This is a genomic window from Stenotrophomonas sp. 78350_Sma, assembly GCF_056482105.1.
Window position 1 is genome coordinate 496,159 of the sequence record NZ_CM151182.1, and the last position, 17,639, is coordinate 513,797.

The 17,639-nt window shown below is 67.9% G+C and carries 17 protein-coding genes; 8 read left to right on the forward strand and 9 right to left on the reverse strand.

Annotation, left to right across the window (positions count from 1 at the left end):
- Positions 1-89 precede the first annotated feature (89 nt).
- Positions 90-677 carry a TetR/AcrR family transcriptional regulator gene (locus ACZK4H_RS02175; RefSeq protein ID WP_099552555.1) on the reverse strand — a complete coding sequence of 196 codons (588 nt, stop codon included), beginning with the start codon at positions 675-677 and terminating at the stop codon, positions 90-92.
- Positions 678-810: 133 nt separating this feature from the next.
- Between ACZK4H_RS02175 and ACZK4H_RS02180 the strand changes: the two genes are divergently transcribed.
- Positions 811-2,025, forward strand: a complete 1,215-nt coding sequence (locus ACZK4H_RS02180) for an MFS transporter (protein ID WP_099552556.1) — start codon at positions 811-813, stop codon at positions 2,023-2,025.
- Complete coding sequence (locus ACZK4H_RS02185) at positions 2,022-3,194, forward strand: MFS transporter (protein WP_099552557.1); 1,173 nt, start codon at positions 2,022-2,024, stop codon at positions 3,192-3,194. Before ACZK4H_RS02180 ends, ACZK4H_RS02185 begins: the two co-directional genes overlap by 4 nt.
- Before the next feature lie 141 nt (positions 3,195-3,335).
- Here the strand turns inward: ACZK4H_RS02185 and ACZK4H_RS02190 are convergent, their stop codons facing one another.
- Complete coding sequence (locus tag ACZK4H_RS02190; RefSeq protein WP_099552558.1) at positions 3,336-5,447, reverse strand: M13 family metallopeptidase; 2,112 nt, start codon at positions 5,445-5,447, stop codon at positions 3,336-3,338.
- Between the two features lie 176 nt (positions 5,448-5,623).
- Here ACZK4H_RS02190 and ACZK4H_RS02195 point away from each other — a divergent pair, with 176 nt between their 5' ends.
- Positions 5,624-8,686, forward strand: coding sequence for a bifunctional diguanylate cyclase/phosphodiesterase (locus ACZK4H_RS02195; protein WP_099552559.1), 3,063 nt, complete (start codon positions 5,624-5,626; stop codon positions 8,684-8,686).
- 95 nt (positions 8,687-8,781) lie between these two features.
- Here the strand turns inward: ACZK4H_RS02195 and ACZK4H_RS02200 are convergent, their stop codons facing one another.
- Entirely contained in the window at positions 8,782-9,663 is an 882-nt protein-coding gene (locus ACZK4H_RS02200; protein WP_099552560.1) for a LysR family transcriptional regulator, read from the reverse strand.
- A 96-nt stretch (positions 9,664-9,759) separates the two neighbouring features.
- On the opposite strand from ACZK4H_RS02200, the gene ACZK4H_RS02205 reads away from it, so the two are divergent.
- The 3 genes from ACZK4H_RS02205 (at position 9,760) to ACZK4H_RS02215 (ending at position 12,761) form a co-directional block, all read left to right on the forward strand.
- Positions 9,760-10,170 (forward strand): DoxX family protein, encoded by a 411-nt coding sequence (locus tag ACZK4H_RS02205; RefSeq protein ID WP_099552561.1) that lies wholly within the window; start codon positions 9,760-9,762, stop codon positions 10,168-10,170.
- Positions 10,171-10,201: 31 nt separating this feature from the next.
- A complete protein-coding gene (locus ACZK4H_RS02210) occupies positions 10,202-10,993 on the forward strand; it encodes a dioxygenase family protein (RefSeq protein ID WP_099552562.1) in 792 nt (263 codons plus the stop codon).
- Between the two features lie 118 nt (positions 10,994-11,111).
- Positions 11,112-12,761 carry a Na+/H+ antiporter gene (locus ACZK4H_RS02215; protein ID WP_099552563.1) on the forward strand — a complete coding sequence of 550 codons (1,650 nt, stop codon included), beginning with the start codon at positions 11,112-11,114 and terminating at the stop codon, positions 12,759-12,761.
- Positions 12,762-12,842: 81 nt separating this feature from the next.
- Here ACZK4H_RS02215 and ACZK4H_RS02220 read toward each other — a convergent pair whose 3' ends face one another.
- Positions 12,843-13,091 (reverse strand): DUF3297 family protein, encoded by a 249-nt coding sequence (locus ACZK4H_RS02220; protein ID WP_012509930.1) that lies wholly within the window; start codon positions 13,089-13,091, stop codon positions 12,843-12,845.
- 90 nt (positions 13,092-13,181) lie between these two features.
- Here ACZK4H_RS02220 and ACZK4H_RS02225 point away from each other — a divergent pair, with 90 nt between their 5' ends.
- Entirely contained in the window at positions 13,182-13,724 is a 543-nt protein-coding gene (locus ACZK4H_RS02225) for a DUF6630 family protein (protein WP_099552564.1), read from the forward strand.
- Positions 13,725-13,846: 122 nt separating this feature from the next.
- Here ACZK4H_RS02225 and ACZK4H_RS02230 read toward each other — a convergent pair whose 3' ends face one another.
- The 5 genes from ACZK4H_RS02230 to msrB form a co-directional block, all read right to left on the reverse strand.
- Entirely contained in the window at positions 13,847-14,122 is a 276-nt protein-coding gene (locus ACZK4H_RS02230) for a DUF4031 domain-containing protein (protein WP_099552565.1), read from the reverse strand.
- A gap of 13 nt (positions 14,123-14,135) precedes the next feature.
- Positions 14,136-14,630: a hypothetical protein gene (locus ACZK4H_RS02235; RefSeq protein ID WP_099552566.1), complete on the reverse strand. Its 495-nt coding sequence runs from the start codon at positions 14,628-14,630 to the stop codon at positions 14,136-14,138.
- A gap of 100 nt (positions 14,631-14,730) precedes the next feature.
- Complete coding sequence (gene motB, locus ACZK4H_RS02240; RefSeq protein WP_099552567.1) at positions 14,731-15,699, reverse strand: flagellar motor protein MotB; 969 nt, start codon at positions 15,697-15,699, stop codon at positions 14,731-14,733.
- Between the two features lie 3 nt (positions 15,700-15,702).
- Positions 15,703-16,557: a flagellar motor stator protein MotA gene (gene motA, locus ACZK4H_RS02245; RefSeq protein ID WP_099552568.1), complete on the reverse strand. Its 855-nt coding sequence runs from the start codon at positions 16,555-16,557 to the stop codon at positions 15,703-15,705.
- Positions 16,558-16,648: 91 nt separating this feature from the next.
- Entirely contained in the window at positions 16,649-17,116 is a 468-nt protein-coding gene (msrB, locus tag ACZK4H_RS02250; RefSeq protein ID WP_049432331.1) for a peptide-methionine (R)-S-oxide reductase MsrB, read from the reverse strand.
- 140 nt (positions 17,117-17,256) lie between these two features.
- Between msrB and ACZK4H_RS02255 the strand changes: the two genes are divergently transcribed.
- Entirely contained in the window at positions 17,257-17,628 is a 372-nt protein-coding gene (locus ACZK4H_RS02255) for a classical arabinogalactan protein 4 (RefSeq protein WP_099552569.1), read from the forward strand.
- Positions 17,629-17,639: the final 11 nt, after the last annotated feature.

Here is a 17,639-nt window from a genome sequence, read left to right on the forward strand (position 1 = left end):
GTTTCGCGCGATGCTTCAGAAGCGCCAACCGAGGTTGGCCTCTACCAGAGCGGATTCCGCCGTAGATCCACGCCATGCGTGGATGGGCCTTACCCGCCTACCTTCAACCCGCGCAACAGGATCTGCAGCGCGGCCGTCGCCTGCCGCAGGCGTGCATCACCCTCCTCCCCTTCGGCGATCCAGAACGCGGCCTCGGCCAGGCTGCCGTAGATCAATGACGCCAGCGCCTGCGCATCCACCGGCGCCACCACGCCCTGCGCGATCATCTGTTCGATCAGGCGCTGCATCGAATGCACGCAGTGGCGCTGCGATTCCGGTGAGGCGCCACCCAGCACCGCGCGCGCGTCGCGCAGCACGATGCGCTGGATTTCCGGTTCCAGCGCCATCTCCAGGTACGCGCGACAGCGCTGCACGAAACCCTCCCAGGCATCGTCGGCGCCGTCGCTGATCGCCTGCAGGCGCAGGTCGGTCTCCGCGTCCAGCTGGGCGACCACCGCTGCCAGCAGGCCCTTCTTGTCGCCGAAGTGGTGGTAGAGCGCACCGCGGGTCAGTCCGGCCTGGGCGGTCAGGTCGTCCATCGAGGTGGCGGCATAGCCATGTTCACTGAACACCCGGCGGGCGGTGGCCAGCAGGCTGGCGCGGGTTTCTTCCATCTCGGCGCGGGTGCGGCGGACCATCCTGAGCTCCTTACATACGCAGTGCATGATTATTTACATACGACACGTATGAATGTAGCCTCTTATTCATACGCTCTGTATGTATTGTCGTGGCGCCGGGTGCGCCAGGCAAGCCGCTGCCCTGGAGAACCTGATGGCCACCCCCTACCGCGACCTGTTCGCCGCCCCCGGCACCACCGGCCTTGCCCTGGCCGGGTTGCTGGCCCGCCTGCCGCTGCCGATGACCGGCATCGGCATCATCACCCTGCTGTCGCAGCTGCGCGGCAGCTATGCCCTGGCCGGTGCGGTGTCGGCCACCTTCGTGCTGACCTACGCGCTGCTGTCACCGCAGGTGTCGCGTTGGGTCGACCGCCACGGCCAGGGCAGGGTGTTGCCGTGGGCTACCGCGGCCAGTGCGGCCGGGCTGCTGGTGTTGCTGGTCTGCACTGTACTGCGGGCGCCGGACTGGGCGCTTTTCGTCGCTGCCATGCTGGCTGGGTGCATGCCGAGCGTGTCGGCGATGGTGCGCGCACGCTGGACCTCGATCCATCGCGGTCGCCCGCAATTGCAGACCGCGTATTCGCTGGAAACCGTATTCGACGAAGTCACCTTCATCGCCGGGCCGCCGCTGTCGGTCGGGCTGTCGGTGGCGGTGTGGCCGCAGGCTGGCGTGCTGGCGGCGGCCCTGTTGCTGGTGGTCGGCGTCGTCGCGCTGGTGCTGCAGCGGGGCACCGAACCACCGCTGCAGGCTCTCGATGCCGCAACACCGCGACGTTCCCTGCTGCGGCAACCGGAGATCCGCCTGCTGGCGTTGCTGATGCTGGCGATGGGCGTGATCGTCGGCACCGTCGACATCACCAGCGTGGCGTTCGCCGAGCAGCGTGGGCAGCCGCTGGCCGCCAGCGCGGTGCTGTCGGCCTATGCGCTGGGCAGCTGCGCAGCGGGCCTGCTGTTTGGTGCATTGAAACTGCAGGTGCCGTTGCGGCGCTTGCTGCTGCTCGGTGCAGCAGCCACTTCGATGACCACGCTGCCGCTGCTGTGGGTCGGCAGCCTGCCTGGACTGGCCGTGGCGGTGCTGCTGGCCGGGGTGTTCTTCGCGCCGACGATGATCGTGGCGATGTCGCTGGTCGAACAATGCGTGCCGGCAGCACGGCTCACCGAAGGCATGACCTGGCTGCTGGCGGGTCTGAACATCGGTGTCGCGCTGGGTGCGGCGGTGTCGGGCCAGGTGGTCGATGCCGCTGGCGTGCGCCCGGGCTTTCTGGTCGCGCTGCTCGCGGGCGCCTGCGTGCTGCTGATCGCCGTGCTCGCGCAGCACGCACTGCCTCGAACGCGTGTACCGGCCTGTGTTGCGGAGGCCACGCGATGAGCGCTGCTTCGCCTGCACAGCCCGCGACTGTGCTCCGTCGCCCATGGATGGCGGTGTCGGCGGTCGGCCTTGCGACCTTCGCAGTCGTCACTACCGAAATGCTGCCGGTCGGCCTGCTGACCCCGATCGCTGATGACCTTGGTGCGTCCATCGGCACCGCCGGGCTGATGATCTCGCTACCGGCCCTGCTGGCGGCGCTGTTTGCGCCGCTGGTGGTGATCGTTGCCGGTGGCATCGATCGTCGCCGCATCCTGTGCGTACTGCTCGGCCTGCTGATGGTGGCCAACATCGCCTCCGCGCTGGCGCCGGGCATCGCCTGGCTGCTGGCCGCGCGGGTGCTGGTAGGGTTCTGCATGGGAGGTATCTGGGCCATTGCTGGTGGATTGGCCGCGCGCCTGGTGCCGGCGCCTCGCATCGGCCTGGCCACCTCGATCATCTTCGGCGGCGTGGCCGCAGCGTCGGTGCTGGGGGTGCCGCTGGGTGCACTGATTGGCGACGCGCTGGGCTGGCGATTCGCGTTCGCGGCGATGGCGCTGTTCGGCGCGGCGGTCCTGCTGCTGCATCTTGCAGTGCTTCCCGCGTTGCCGGTGGCGGCGTCGGTACGGCTGGCGCAGTTCGTGCAGCTGCTTGGCCACCGTGGCCTGCAGCGCGGCCTGTGCCTGACCCTGTTGCTGGTAGCGGGTCACTTCACTGCGTTCACCTATGTACGCCCGTTGCTGGCCCTGCAATCGGGCGTGGATGCTGCCTGGATCGGCGCGCTGCTGTTCGCCTATGGCATGGCGGGCATCGCGGGCAACTTCATCGCCGGGCCGCTGGCCGCACGCCATCCACGCGGGGTGCTGGTGGCGATCGCGTGCGGGTTGCTGCTGACGCCGTTGTTGTTCCTTTGGCTGGGCAGCACGCCAACCGGCGGCATTGCGGTGCTGCTGCTGTGGGGCCTGGCCTATGGCGGTGTATCGGTGGGCCTGATGAGCTGGATGATGAAAGCGGTGCCGCAGGCCGTGGAGATCGCCACCGCCTTGTATGTGGGGGTGTTCAACATCGGCATCGCGCTGGGGGCGTGGGCCGGTGGCCGGCTGCTGGATGGCATGGGCCTGCACGCGAATCTGTGGGCTGCGGCCGGGCTTGCCATGGTCGCCACGCTGGTGATCGCCACAACGCGCCGGTAGATCCACGCCATGCGTGGATGGCTTGTAGGCTTGTAGATATGCCGACCAAGGTTGGCACCCACCAGAGCGAGGCATGTGCCAACCAAGGTCGGCCGCTACCGGAAATGAAACGGGCGCCTTGCAGCGCCCGTTCCGGTTACATCACCACACCTTGACCCGCTTGTCCGGGGCCAGGTACAGCTTCTGGCCTTCCTTCACTTCGAACGCCGGGTACCAGGCGTCGATGTTGCGCACGGTCAGTGCGCGGAACTGGCCCGGTGCATGCACATCGGTCAGCAGCGAGTTGCGCAGCGCCTGCTCGCGGCTCTTGCTGCGCCACGCCTGGGCGAAGCCGAGGAAGAAGCGCTGGTCCGGGGTGAAGCCTTCCAGGGTCTGGCCCGGCTTGCCCTGCAGCGACAGCTGGTAGGCATCGTAGGCAGTGCCCAGGCCGGCCACGTCGGCGATGTTCTCGCCCAGGGTCAGCTTGCCGTTCACATGCACGCCCGGGAACGGCTCGTAGCTGCTGAACTGCGCGGCCAACGCATCACCGGCGGCGTTGAACTGCTTCAGGTCCTCGGCGGTCCACCAGTTGTGCAGCTTGCCGGTTTCATCGAACAGCGCGCCGGCGTTGTCGAAGCCGTGGCTGATCTCATGGCCGATCACCGCGCCGATCGCACCGTAGTTCACCGCGTCGTCGGCGGCGCCGTCGAAGAACGGCGGCTGCAGGATCGCGGCCGGGAACACCAGGCGGTTCTCCAGCGGCACGTTCATCGCATTGATGGTCTGCGGCAGCATCGCCCATTCGCCGTGGTCGACCGGCTTGCCCAGCTTGGCGATGTTGCGCTGGTACTCGAACAGCTCGGCGCGCTGTGCGTTGCCCAGCGCGTCATCGCGACGGATCTCCAGGCCGGTGTAGTCGCGCCACTTCTCCGGGTAGCCCATGCCCACGGTCAGGCCGGCGACCTTGGCCTTGGCATGTGCCTTGGTCTGCGGCGACATCCACGACAGTGCGTCGATGCGCTTGGCGAAGGCGGCGATGATGTTCTTCGCCATCTCGTCCGCGCGCTCCTTGGTCTTCGCGTCGAAGTGCTTCTCGACGTAGCGCTTGCCGATGGCCTCGCCGACTGCATGGTTGGCATCATCCACGGCGCGCTTCCAGCGGTCGCTCTGCTGTGGCGTACCGCTCAGCGCGGTGCCATGGAAGGCGAAGCGGGCATCGGCGAACTTCTTCGGCAGGTAGGCGGCGGCACGGTCCAGTGCGTGGAAGGCCAGGTAGTCCTTCCAGACGTCCAGCGGCTCGGTGGCGACCAGCTTGGACAGGCCGGCCACGGCCTTGGGCTGCCACACGATGAAGTCCTGCTGCTTGCCCAGCGCGGCTGCATCGAGGAAGGCGTTCCAGTCCATGCCCGGCGCCTTGGCATTGAAGTCGGCCTGGGTCCACGGATTGGCACCCTTGGTCACGTCGTTGGTTTCTTCCTGGGTGGCATGCGCCTGCGCGATCCTGGTCTCCAGAGCGAGGATGCGCTGTGCCTTGCCGGCCGGGTCGGCAACGCCAGCCAGCTGCAGCATCTGCGCGATGTAGGCCTGGTATTGCTTGCGCAGCTCGGCCATGCGGCCGCCGCCCAGGTAGAAATCGCGGTCAGGCATGCCCAGGCCACCCTGGACCAGGTAGGGCGCGGTACGGTCCGGCTGCAGCATGTCCACCGACACCCACAGGCCGAACAGGCGGTCGGTGTAGAAGTTGGTGGCGTTGAGCAGGTCGACGTCGGCGCGCATGTCGCCGCCGAGGGTGCGGGCCAGGCCGGCCTTGTCGGCGATCGCATCGATCGCCTTCAGCTGCGGCTGCAGCGGGGCGATGCCGTGCTGCTCGATGCCGGCTTCGTCCATGTAGGCGGCGTAGTAGTCGCCGATCAGCTTGTCGTCACCGCTGGCCTGCGCGTTGCCGGCCGCGCCTTCGAGGATGGCGCGGGTGTCGGCCAGGGTCTTCTCGGCAATGACGTTGAAGCTGCCGAAGCGCGAACGGTCGGCCGGAATTTCGGTGTTCTTCACCCAGGTGCCGTTGGCGAAGCCGAAGAAGTCATCGCCGGCCGCGATGCTGCGGTCCATGCCGCTGGCATCGAAGCCGAAGCTGCCCAGCATCGGCTTGGCCGCAGCGGGTGCAGCTTCGGCGGGCTTGGCGGTGCCAGCGGCCGGATCGGCCGGACGGTCGCAGGCAGCCAGGGACAGGCTGGCAACGATGGCCAGTGCCAGGGTGGGACGGCGCAGCTTGGACATGGACTTCTCTTGCAGCGGAAAACCCCAAGTCTAATCCGACGCGGTCCGGCTGGCCGTCCCTGTGGCCGGCCGGTCCTGTGCAGGATCTGGCTGAACGCGCCGAAGCGATCTTCACGCCGTCACCGGGGTGGTGCATGCTGGGCCCTGGAGCCCTGCGCGGACACGGGGAGGTGGCCATGCAGGACGGGGTCAGGCGTCAAGAATGGCGTTCGCCGGCCGTTGAGGTCGGGGATGTGGAGGATTCGTTCGCGCATGAAGCCAGCCGACTGCACAAGGAAGATCGACCGATGCCCGCGTTGAAGCGGGCGTTGGCCCGTCCGTTGCGCGCCATCACCTGGGGCGGCGTGCTGCTGGGCCTGTTGCTGGTGGCCGGATTGGCCACCATGCTGGCCAATGACCATCACCGCCGCCTGGAGGCCGCGCAGCGGCAGAGCCGCGCGCTGGCGGTGGGCAGCGAGCGCCTGCTTGCGCTGGAGCTGCGCAACCTGGAGCGGGCGATGTCCGGCATCGCTGCCGATGCCGCTGAACTGTTCCGCAGCGTGCCGGCGCAGGCGCCGGCACTGCTGGATGCCGCTGTCGGTGGTGTGCTGCGCCGCCACGCTGAACTGCACAGCATCGTGGTGCTGGACAGCCATGGCCGCGCCCTGACGGCCGGCAAAGGTGACCTGAACCTGCCGCTGTGGACCGACCCGCAGCGCCGCGGCCTGGGCAGTTCGCTGTATATCGGCCCGCCGCTGCGCGCCAGCGATGGTGGCTGGGTGGTGCCGCTGGCGTTGCCGATGGCCGGTGACCGCTGGTTGCTGGCGCGGCTGCGCTGCGGCGAACTGCAGCGCATCGTCGGCGGGCTCGATGTTGGCCCGAACGGGCTGGTTTCGATCAGCGATGCGGAAGGCTACATGCTGGCCCGCGTGCCAGACCCGCACGGCACGGTCGGTCGTCGCTACGATCTTCCGCACCGCGACCTGCTCGGCAAGCAGGCCGTGGTCGAGCTCGGCAGCCTGCCCGGCGTGGTCGATGGTGTGCCGCGCATCACCACCATCAGCACGCTGGAACGCAGCCCGCTGGCGGTGCAGGTCGGCCTGGCCGACGAAGACGTGCTCGCGCCCTGGTGGCCGTACCTGCAGGCGTCGGTGGCGATCGTACTGGCCTATATCGCGGTGTTGCTGGTACTGCTGTACGCCGTGCGGCGCAGCACCCGCAGCCAGCAGGCGATGGCCGAGGAACTGAAGACGGGCCACGCCGAGCTGCGTCTTGCGCACCAGGTCGGTCGTGTCTGCACCTGGTACGTGGACGAGGACGCCGCACTGCTGCGCTGGTCGCCGCTGGCGCGCGAGATCTTTGGAGTGCAGACCGATGCCCTGCCGGTCGCCGATTTCTTTGCACGGGTGCATCGCGATGATGCCGCGCGCCTGCAGCAGGCCTTTGACCAGGCCTTCGCCGGCGGTGCGGTGCTCGACCAGGTGTTCCGCCTGGTGCTGCCCGGGGGTGAAGTGCGCTGGGTGGGGGCGCGCGGACAGCGGGTGGAAGTGGCCGACAGCGAACGGCGCATGATCGGCGCGCTGACCGACCTGAGCGAACGCTACCAGGCGCGCGAGCAGATGAGCGAAGTGGAGCGCCGCTTCCGCCTGTTGTTCGACCGCAACCCGGCGCCCTTCTGGGTGTTCGATCCGGACACGCTGCGCTTCATCGAGGTCAACGACGCTGCGGTGCGCCAGTACGGTTACAGCCGCGAGGAATTCCTGGCGATGAGCATCCTCGACATCCGTCCGCGCGAAGGCTGGGACGAAGTGAAGGGGGCGATCGCCAAGGCCCGTGTCGGCGAACTGCAGGACGCCACCGTGCGCCTGCACCGGCGCAAGGACGGCAGTGTGTTCGAAGTGCGCGCGCACCTGTCCAAGCTCGATTTCGATGGTCAGCCCGCCTGCCTGGTGCTGGCCGAGGATGTGAGTGAACGGCTGGCCTACGAACGCGACCTGGCCTACCAGGCGCGGCACAACCCGGCCACCGGCCTGCTCAACGTGCGTGCGCTGACCGACCAGCTGGATGAGCAGGACGAGGGCTATACCATCGCCTTCGTGCAGTTGCGCGGCCTGCAGCTGGTGGCCGATACGCTGGGACGCGAGATCGGTGATGCGGTGCTGCAGTCGATGGCGACCCGCCTGGGCGGGTTGGGCGCGCGTTGCGGCACGCTGGCCTTCCAGCCGGCGGAGGACTTCGTGTTCGCCATCGGTGCCGGGCACGATACCCAGCGCGTGCTGGACGACCTGCTGCAGATCGTGTCGGCGCCGATGCGCGGCAAGGATTCACTGCACCAGTTCGAGCCGCGCATCGGTGTGGCCGTGCACATTGCCGGCGACGGCCACAGCGCCGAGCAGGTGATCGGCATGGCTGCACAGGCCGCGCATGCCGCGCGTGCCGAGGGCAACGTGGTGGTCTGGTTCGACGCGGCAGTGACCACGCGCCTGGCCGACCGCCTGCGCCTGGCAGGGCGCATCCATGCGGCCATCGACAACGAATTCCAGCTGTATTTCCAGCCGATCCGGCACGCCAGCGATGGCAGCCCGGCGGCACTGGAGGCGCTGCTGCGCTGGCCACAGGCCGATGGCAGCTTCATTCCGCCCAACGAGTTCATCCAGCTGTGCGAGGAGACCGGGCTGATCCTGGCGCTGGGCCGCTGGGTGATCCGTGCGGCGGCCAAGGCGCAGCGGCGGCTGGTCGAGGCCGGCTGGGGCGAGCTGCCGATCGCAGTCAATGTGTCCGCCGTGCAGTTCTTCAACAGCGACCTGGTGGCCGAGTTCACCCGCGCCCAGCAGGAGTTCGGTCTGGCCCGCGGCGCGCTGCACGTGGAGTTGACCGAGAGCAGCCTGATGCGCAAGCCGGCGCAGGCGATGCAGACCATGCAGCGCCTGCACGAGCAGGGCATCAGCGTGTCGCTGGATGATTTCGGCACCGGCTATTCCAGCATGTCCTACCTGCAGCACCTGCCGCTGGACATCCTGAAGATCGATCGCAGTTTCGTTGCCGATGTGGAAACCAATCCACGCAATGCCTCGATCTGCCGCGCGCTGTTGTCGCTGGGCCACAGCATGGGCCTGACGATCATCGCCGAGGGCGTGGAGACGCCGGGGCAGCTGGACTGGCTGGCCGCACACGGCTGCGACCAGGTGCAGGGCTACCTGCTGGGGCGGCCGGCGCCGCTGGAACGGATCATCGATGCGCTGGATGAGGTGGCCGCCTAAGTGGTAGTGCCGGCCGCTGGCCGGCATTCGCCCAGGACCGGGATGTGTCTGATTGCCGGCCAGCGGCCGGTACTACCGGCAAACGCCAGGCTCGGCTACACCCCGGCCTCCACCAGGTGGTCGATGAAACTGCGCACCTTCGGTGCCAGGTGGCTGCGGCTGGCATAGACCGCGAAGATGCCGATCGGCGCGGCCTCCCATTCGGGCAGGATGCGCACCAGGCGGCCATCGGCCAACGCATCCTGCAACAGGAAGTCCGGCTGCAGGATCACCCCCATGCCTGCAATCGCCGCTTCGCGCAGCACGTCGCCGTTGTTGGCATGCAGCAGGCTGCTCACCGCCACCTTCACTTCTCCAGCGGGCCCCTGCAGCGGCCAGTGATCACCGGCGGCCCAGTAGCTGTAGCTCAGGCACGCGTGTGCCTGCAGGTCCTGCGGGGTCTGCGGGGTGCCGTGTGCGGCCAGGTAGGCCGGCGCGGCGCACAGGCTCACCCGCGATTCGCCCAGGCGGCGTGCGATCAGCGTGGGGCCGGGCTCGCGGGTGATGCGGATGGCCACGTCGTAGCCTTCCTCGACCATGTCCACCAGGCGGTCGGACAGCGCCAGGTCCAGTTCCACCTGCGGGAAGCGTTCGCGGTAGCTGGCCAGCAACGGGCCGAGGCGGGCAATGCCCCAGCTGACCGGCGCGTTGATGCGCAGCGTGCCCGAGGGCTCCAGCGCCTGCGCACCGATGCTGGCCTCCAGCGCGTCGAACTCGGCCAGCAGGCGCACGCACTGGGCGTAGTAGGCGGCACCGGCACTGGTCGGGCTGACTCGACGCGTAGTGCGGTGGAGCAGGCGGGTGGACAGGCGCTTCTCCAGCGCGGCGACCTGGCGGGTGACGCCGGCGGTGGACATGTCCAGGGCCAGGGCGGCGGCACTGAAGCCGTTGCGCTCGACCACCGCCACGAACACGCGCATCGCCTCGAGGGTGTCCATTGTTGCGCCTTTTGAAATAAATACGGTCAAACGATCGTATTTATCGGCCCGTGAAGGCGCAATAACCTGTACCCACTTCCTTCAAGGTGCTTCCCCATGCACAGCACGACCGCTCCTGTTTCGCCGCTGGCCCCCCATGGCGCCACCCTGCTGCGCCTGGCCCTGGGCGTGCTGTTCCTGGTCCATGCGCTGACCAAGCTGCTGGTGTTCACCCCGGCCGGTACGGCGGCGTTCTTCGAATCTCTGGGGCTGCCCGGCGTGCTCGGCTACCTCACCATCGGCGTAGAACTGGTGATCACCGTCGCGCTGCTGCTGGGCATCTATGCGCGCTGGGTGGGCCTGGTCGGTGTGCCGCTGCTGCTGGGCACCATCGTCACCGTGCACGGCGCCAACGGCTTCGGCTTTGCCAACGCCGGCGGCGGCTGGGAATACCCGGCGTTCTGGGCGCTGGCGCTGGTGGTGCTGTTCCTGGTCGGCGACGGCAAGTGGACCCTGCGTTCGCGCTGATCGTCGCCTGATCCTGCAACTGGAGAATTCCATGTCCCGCCTGCCTTCGCTGTACATCTCGCATGGTTCGCCGATGACCGCCCTGCATCCGGGCCAGGTTGGCGTGCGTCTGGCCGAGCTGGCGCGCGATCTGCCGACGCCACGCGCCATCGTGATGGCCTCGGCGCACTGGCTGGGCCGGCAGCCGCTGGTCGGTGCGCATCCGCAGCCGCCGACCATCCACGATTTCGGCGGCTTCCCGCGCGCGCTGTTCGAACTGCAGTACCCGGCGCCAGGTGATCCGGCGCTGGCCGAAGAGGTGGCCGGCCGCATCGCCGCCGCCGGCCTGCCGGTGGCGCTCGACCCGCAGCGTGGCCTCGACCACGGTGCCTGGGTGCCGCTGCGGCTGTTGCGCCCGCAGGCCGACATCCCGGTGGTGCCGCTGTCGATCCAGCCGCTGCTCGGGCCCGAGCATCAGTTCGCGCTGGGCCGTGCGCTGGCGCCGCTGCGCGAACAGGGCGTGCTGCTGGTCGGCTCGGGCAGCATCACCCACAACCTGCACGACTGGGGTGACTACCAGGACGGCAAGGAAGCGCCTTACGTGCGGCCCTTCATCCAGTGGGTGGAGCAGCGGCTGGCTGCCGACGACCGCCAGGCCCTGCTCGACTATCGCCGGCAGGCACCGTTCGCCGAGCGCGCGCACCCGACCGACGAGCACCTGCTGCCGCTGTTCTTCGCGATGGGCGCGGCGGGCGAGGGCGGCTTCGGTGCACGCCGCATCGATGCCGGCATCGACGCCGGTTTCCTGGCCATGGACCTGTACCGCTTCGATGGGGCGGCATGAGCCGGGGCTGACGCCGGGCCATCCCCGTCGTCGCGCCTGCAGCCGCATGTGGTAGTTTTTTCCGGGTTTCCGGCGCTGGCCTTCCGAGCCTCCCCACGCGCCGCTTCCTGGAAGAAGCATGCATACCATTGAAGTCGTCCTGGCGATGCTGGTGGCCGTTGTCGCCAGCGGCTACCTGGTTCGCGTCCTGCCGTTCTCGTTGCCGCTGCCGCTGGTGCAGATCGGGCTGGGCGCGGTCATCGCCGGGGTATTCAACCGCGGCCATGCGCTGGAGCCGGAAGTGTTCTTCCTGCTGTTCCTGCCGCCGCTGCTGTTCCTCGATGGCTGGCGCATTCCCAAGCAGGGCCTGTTCCGCGACAAGGGCGCAATCCTCGAGCTGGCGTTCGGCCTGGTGGTGTTCACCGTCATCGGCGCCGGCTTCCTGATCCATTGGCTGATTCCGGTGATGCCGCTGGCGGTGTGCTTCGCACTGGCGGCGATCGTGTCGCCGACCGATCCGGTGGCAGTCGGTGCGATCGCCTCCAAGGCGCCGATTCCCAAGCGCCTGATGCACATCCTGGAAGGCGAGTCGCTGCTGAACGATGCGTCCGGCCTGGTCTGCTTCCGCTTCGCGGTGGCCGCAGTGATGACCGGCACCTTTTCGCTGGCCACGGCCTCGCTGACCTTCGTGTGGGTGGCGGTGGCCGGCCTGGCGGTGGGCGTGGCGGTCACCCTCGGTGTGTCGACCTTCCAGCGCTGGCTGTGGCGCCGCTTCGGCGAGGAGCCGGGCGCGGCGATGCTGGTCAACCTGCTCATTCCGTTCGCGGCCTACCTGCTGGCCGAAGAGATCCATGCCTCGGGCATTCTCGCCGCGGTCGCCGCCGGCATCGCGATGAGCTATGTCGAGCTGACCGGCCGCGTTTCCGGCAGCATGCGCGTGCAGCGCGCCGGGGTCTGGAACATGCTGCAGTTCAGCTTCAACGGCATCATGTTCGTGCTGCTGGGCGAGCAGCTGCCGGGCATCGTCGAGCGCGCCACCACCACCATGAACGAGAGCGGCCACCAGAGTGCGTGGTGGCTGCTGGTGTACGTGGTGGTGATCAACCTGGCGCTGGTGGTGCTGCGCCTGTTGTGGGTGTGGCTGTCGCTGCGCTGGAACCTGCTGCGCGCGCGGCGCCGCGGCCTGGAGCGCGGCGAGGCACCGAACTGGCGCATCGTGGTGGCCACCTCGGTGGCCGGCGTGCGTGGTGCGATCACGCTGGCGGGTGTGTTGACCCTGCCGCTGTTCCTGCCCGATGGCAGTGCGTTCCCGGCGCGTGACCTGGTGATCTTCCTGGCCGCGTCGGTGATCCTGTTCTCGCTGCTGGGCGCCAGCATCGCGCTGCCACAGCTGCTGAAGGGCCTGCAGCTGCCGGCCGATTCAGGCGAACGCAAGGAAGAGGACCTGGCACGCCGGCTGTCGTCGAAGGCCGCTCTGGCCGGGGTCGAGCGCATGCGCCAGCAGCTGGTGATGAACCAGAACACCGAGAACGTGCAGCTGTACAACGACGCTGCGTCGCGGGTGAGCCTGCTGTACCAGCGCCACCTGGAGCGCGACAGTGATGGGCCCGACGTGGACCCGGAGAAGGTCCGGCGCATGGAAATGGGCTACCGCCAGCTGCGCAGCGCAGGCCTCAATGCCGAGCGCGAGGAGCTGTTCCGGTTGACCCGGCGCGGGGTGATCTCCGACGAGATCTCGCGGCGCCTGATCCGCAACCTGGACCTGCTGGAATCGCGCAAGCGCGAATGACGCTGCGGTCGGGCGGCGTCGATCGGGGTCAGATCCCTTTCCGCAGGAAGGGGATCTGACCCCAGGATCCGAGAGCCGCGCTTATTCCGGCTTCGTTTCCAGGAAATACGCCTCGACCTTGCCCTTGACCTTGATGGTCATCGGGTTTCCGCGGCGGTCGCGGGCCTTGCCGGCCTGAACGCGGATCCAGCCTTCGCTGACCGAGTATTCCTCGACGTTGTCGCGCTCGACGTCGTTGAAACGCACGCCAACGCCGCGCTCCAGCGCCTGCGCATCATGGAAGGGGCTGGCCGGGTTGATCGCCAGGTGGTCGGGAGGGGTATCGCTCATCGCTTCATTCACAGTGACGGCCACCAAGGCCGGCTTCAGCGGCACAGGATAAACCGTAGAATGCCGGCCTGCCCCAGAGGAAGTTCCACCATGCCCGACAACAGCGACTATTTCGACTTCGAGGAAGACATCCACGACTTCGACGAAGACGGCTTCGAGGCCCGGGTCTGGAACCTGCTGGTGCTGGTCAACCCGGGCGACGAAGAGCTGGCCCTGCAGCAGTTCAACCGCTGGCGCGAGCATCTGGCCGAGGACGGGCAGCCGCTGGAAGCGGACAGCGACTGGCTGCCGGCCCTGTTCACGGCCATTGCCTGGCAGTCCGGTTTCGAGGTGGAACGTGATGACCTGGAATCGCTGCAGTCGGCGGTGAACGAGCTGTCGGCGCGCTTCAACCTGCAGCTGGACTGGGGCGGTGACCTGGATGACGAGGACTTCGCCGAAGGCCTGGACGGCGTGCAGCTGATGTCCACCGCCTTCGACCGCCTGCGCGAGCACAACTACACGCTGTGGAGCGTGGATGCCGGCAGCGACGGCTTCACCGGGATGATGGCACTGACCCGCGACGACGACGCGATGCTGGCGCTGTGCTCGCTGCTGAACGTGGAAATCCGGCTGGGCAGCGACCCGTTCTGAGGCCGGTAGGTGGGTGCGGAGCCCGCCTATAGGTGGATGTCAACCTTGGTTGGCATGCCCTGTGCCGATGTGCGGACCAAGGTCCGCACCCACCACAGCAAGGGGTAGCCCCCAACGCCGGCCTATGGCCGGTACTGCGCCCGGGCGTTGGCGATCACCGCTTTGACCAGCTCGCGGTCGGCGTGCCGGGAAATGGCCCTTGCACCGAGCGCGATCGCCTGTGCGCGCAGTTCGGCAGTGACATCGTAGTGTGCACCGCTGGCCTTGTTCTGGAAGGCCCGCGCTGGAATGCCGAGCTGCGCCGCCATGGCGTGCAGCTCGGGCAGGGTATCGGCCATCAGGTGCGCCCAGCGCTGTCCGCGCCAGGGATGCACCGCGTCATCGACGTAGACCGTCACCGCCGCGGCCGGTTCAGGCCTGCGGCTTGCTGTCGCTGTCAGCGGCCGGCGCGGCCTCGGCGTCGGCAGCAGCGGCTTCGGCCACGTCGCCCTCGGCGGCTTCGCCTTCCTCGCCTTCAGCAGCGTCGACGCCTTCGAATTCGGCAACCAGCTTGTCCAGATATTCGTCAGCGGTCTGGCCGGATTCGGCCGCCAGGGTGTCCAGCAGCTTCTGCAGCAGTTCGGAGTACTCCAGGTTGACCTTGCGGCCTTCCTTTTCCTGCACGTTGGACAGGTGCTTGAGCATGGCCAGCATCGGCACCGGGTTCTCGGCGTTGCCCATGGTCTGGCCGCCGATGGCCAGCAGCCACTCACGGCCCTGCAGGCCGATGGCGGCGACCACCTGGCCGTCTTCGTTGGTCAGCACGGCATGGTTCTGCACCTGCTGCTGGGCGTTCAGGCGCAGGAACGGGCGCTTGGCCTGCTGCTTCTTGCGCTTGTCGCGCTTGGCCTTGGAGTTCTGGGACATGGGGTGGGGTCACCTGGAAACGGAAAGACCGCCATTGTAGCGGCCGCACGCAGATGGGGTCAGATCCCTTTCCATGGAAAGGGATCTGACCCCGGTTCAATCAGCGCGCCACGGCGGGCGCGGCGGCCTCTGCCGGTGCCTTGCCCTGCGCGGCCTGCACATCCGGGTCGACGGTCGGCGCCGACAGCCCCACCTGCGGGCCGGCACCGGCCAGGGCGGCCTCCTCGGCGGCCCTGGTCATTACTACGATGCTGATGCGGCGGTTGATCGGGTTCTGCGGGTCGGTCTTGTCGAACAGCACGGACGAGGACAGGCCGACCACGCGGGTGATCTTGCTGTCATCCAGGCCGCCATCGACCAGCGCGCGGCGTGCGGCATTGGCACGGTCGGCGCTCAGTTCCCAGTTGCCGTAGCCGCGTGCGGCGGAATAGGCGGTGATGTCGGTGTGGCCGGTCAGGCTGATCCGGTTCGGCACATGGTTCAGGTACTCGGCCAGCTCGTGCAGGATCTGCTGCGTGTAGGGCTTCAGCGTGGCACTGCCAAGGTCGAACATCGGCCGGTTCTGCTTGTCCACGATCTGGATGCGCAGGCCTTCCGGGGTCAGGTCCAGCAGCAGCTGGTCCTTGAACGGTTCCAGCGCCTGGCTCCTGCTGATCGCTTCCTGCAACTCCTTCATCAGCTGCTCCAGCTGCTGCTTGTCGCGCTGCTGCTGGTCCACCGGCTGCGGTACTGCTTCCTTCTGGTTCTGGAAGGGATCGTTGCTGTTGCCACGCGAAATGTCGGTGGCACCGCCCAGCTTGATCATCGAAGTACTGGCGCCGCCCGGGCCGGCCATGCCGGGCGCCGGCGTGGCGTTCTGGCCACTCAGCGGGCTGGGGTTGCGGAAGTACTCGGAAATGGCTGCACGGTCGTTCTTGTTGGTGGTGGCCATCAGCCACAGCACCAGGAAGAAGGCCATCATCGCGGTCACGAAGTCGGCATAGGCCACCTTCCATGAACCGCCATGATGGGCGGCGTGGCCGGCCTTCTTGACCCGGCGGACGATGACGGTGGGCTTGTTCTCGGCCATGGCTTACTTGACCGTCTTCAGGTGCTGCTCGAAATCGGAGAAGGCCGGGCGCACGTTCGACGGCAGCGTCTTGCGGGCGAATTCCAGTGCGATCTTCGGGTTGTAGCCGCGCAGGCAGGCCAGCAGGGCGGTCTTCACCGATTCGTAGATGCGGCTGTCCTGTTCGGCGCGCGCTTCCATTGCCGCTGCCATCGGGCCGACGAAACCGTAGCCCAGCAGGATGCCCAGGAAGGTGCCGACCAGCGCACCGGCCACGTGGCCACCTACTTCGACGATATCGCCGCCGATCGAGCCCATGGTGATGACGATGCCCAGCACCGCCGCCACGATGCCGAAACCGGGCAATCCGTCGGCGACCTTGTTCATCACCTGCGACGGTGCCATCGCCTCGGCGTGGTGCTTTTCCAGCTCCAGTTCCAGCAGCGGTTCCAGCTCGTGCGGCTCGATGTTGCTGCCGATCATCAGGCGCAGGCAGTCGGTGATGAAGTCGATCAGGTGGTGGTCGGCCTGCACCTTGGGGTAGTTGCCGAACAACGCGCTCTCGGCTGGGCGCTCGACATGGTCTTCCAGTGCCATGAAGCCTTCGCGGCGCGCCTTGTTCAGCAGTTCATAGAGCAGGCTGAGCACATCGATGTAGTCCTGCTGCTTGTAACGTGGGCCCTTGAACACGCCCACCATCGCCTGCAGGGTCTGCTTGACCGTCTTGGCCGGGGTGCCGACCAGGAATGCGCCGAGCGCGGCGCCGCCGATGATGACCAGTTCGTAGGGTTGCCAGAGGGCACCTAGGCGGCCGTGGGCACCGAGGTAGCCCCCGATCACGCTGATGATGACGACCAGGAATCCAACGATGATGAGCATGGCGCGACGCAAGGAGAGGGGATATCTCCTTGTCGGCCCGTCGCCTGGTTTTCTGAAGAGGGAATTCTGTGAAATCGGTCAGCGGGGTATTTCAGCCCGCCACGCCGGCCTCGGCACCGCCACGCTGCAGTGGATCGGGCCAGGGCTCGCCATTGCCGGTGAACGAAAGTGAGACGGAGTTCAGGCAGTGGCGCTCGTAGGTCGGCGGCGGGCCGTCCGGGAACACATGGCCCAGGTGGCTGCCGCAACGCGCACAGGTGATCTCGGTGCGCACCATGCCGTGGCTGGTATCGCGGATCTCGCGCACGTGCGCCGGGTCGAACGGGGCGAAGAAGCTGGGCCAGCCAGTGCCGGAATCAAACTTGGTACTGGAGCGGAACAGCGGCAGCGCACACAGCCGGCAGCAGTAGACGCCCTCGCGCTTGTTGTCGAGGAACACCCCGCAGAACGGCGCTTCGGTGCCGTGCTGCAGCAGCACGCGGCGCTCCTCGCTGCTGAGGCCGGCGACGAGTGCCTCGGTCTGGGTGGCGGTGGGGGGCGTCAGATCGAAGGCAGTCATGGCGGCGCTCCGTGGGGTCGATGGCCTGGGGATGCGGGAAAACGTGGGGGTGATGGAGCGACCTTGCAAGTGTGATGGCCGTTCATGGGCGGCACACAGGGGGGGGCGCATGGTGAAGACGATCCACGCCGGAGCGTGCCATGAAATCGCCCCTTCCCCTGTTGCTGATCGCCCTGCTGCCTGCGTTGGCGCTGGCCCAGGTGCCGACCGCCGATCCGACCGCCACCCGCAGCAGCACCACCGTGGCGCCCACCCCGGTGGCACCGCCACCACAGGCCGCGCGCCCGCAGCCGCAGGTACTGCCCTCACCGCAGCCGGCGCAGCCGATCAAGTCCACGGGGCCGGCCCAGGTCGCGCCGACGCCGGTGCCGAAGCCGGCCGACAAGGTCTACGACCGCAACGGTCGCATCATTCCCGGCGTGCGCCCGGCCGGTCCCAACCGCGTGTTCGATTCGCGCACCGGGCGTTATCTCGACAGCGTGCCGCAGGGCGACGGCCAGCAGATCCGGTAAGGCCGCGCCCG

Coding starts and splice junctions, on each gene's coding strand:
- ACZK4H_RS02175 (WP_099552555.1), bottom strand. CDS start 677: ATGGTCCGCCGCACCCGCGCCGAGATGGAAGAAACCCGCGCCAGCCTG.
- ACZK4H_RS02180 (WP_099552556.1), top strand. CDS start 811: ATGGCCACCCCCTACCGCGACCTGTTCGCCGCCCCCGGCACCACCGGC.
- ACZK4H_RS02185 (WP_099552557.1), top strand. CDS start 2,022: ATGAGCGCTGCTTCGCCTGCACAGCCCGCGACTGTGCTCCGTCGCCCA.
- ACZK4H_RS02190 (WP_099552558.1), bottom strand. CDS start 5,447: ATGTCCAAGCTGCGCCGTCCCACCCTGGCACTGGCCATCGTTGCCAGC.
- ACZK4H_RS02195 (WP_099552559.1), top strand. CDS start 5,624: ATGCAGGACGGGGTCAGGCGTCAAGAATGGCGTTCGCCGGCCGTTGAG.
- ACZK4H_RS02200 (WP_099552560.1), bottom strand. CDS start 9,663: ATGGACACCCTCGAGGCGATGCGCGTGTTCGTGGCGGTGGTCGAGCGC.
- ACZK4H_RS02205 (WP_099552561.1), top strand. CDS start 9,760: ATGCACAGCACGACCGCTCCTGTTTCGCCGCTGGCCCCCCATGGCGCC.
- ACZK4H_RS02210 (WP_099552562.1), top strand. CDS start 10,202: ATGTCCCGCCTGCCTTCGCTGTACATCTCGCATGGTTCGCCGATGACC.
- ACZK4H_RS02215 (WP_099552563.1), top strand. CDS start 11,112: ATGCATACCATTGAAGTCGTCCTGGCGATGCTGGTGGCCGTTGTCGCC.
- ACZK4H_RS02220 (WP_012509930.1), bottom strand. CDS start 13,091: ATGAGCGATACCCCTCCCGACCACCTGGCGATCAACCCGGCCAGCCCC.
- ACZK4H_RS02225 (WP_099552564.1), top strand. CDS start 13,182: ATGCCCGACAACAGCGACTATTTCGACTTCGAGGAAGACATCCACGAC.
- ACZK4H_RS02235 (WP_099552566.1), bottom strand. CDS start 14,630: ATGTCCCAGAACTCCAAGGCCAAGCGCGACAAGCGCAAGAAGCAGCAG.
- motB (WP_099552567.1), bottom strand. CDS start 15,699: ATGGCCGAGAACAAGCCCACCGTCATCGTCCGCCGGGTCAAGAAGGCC.
- motA (WP_099552568.1), bottom strand. CDS start 16,557: ATGCTCATCATCGTTGGATTCCTGGTCGTCATCATCAGCGTGATCGGG.
- msrB (WP_049432331.1), bottom strand. CDS start 17,116: ATGACTGCCTTCGATCTGACGCCCCCCACCGCCACCCAGACCGAGGCA.
- ACZK4H_RS02255 (WP_099552569.1), top strand. CDS start 17,257: ATGAAATCGCCCCTTCCCCTGTTGCTGATCGCCCTGCTGCCTGCGTTG.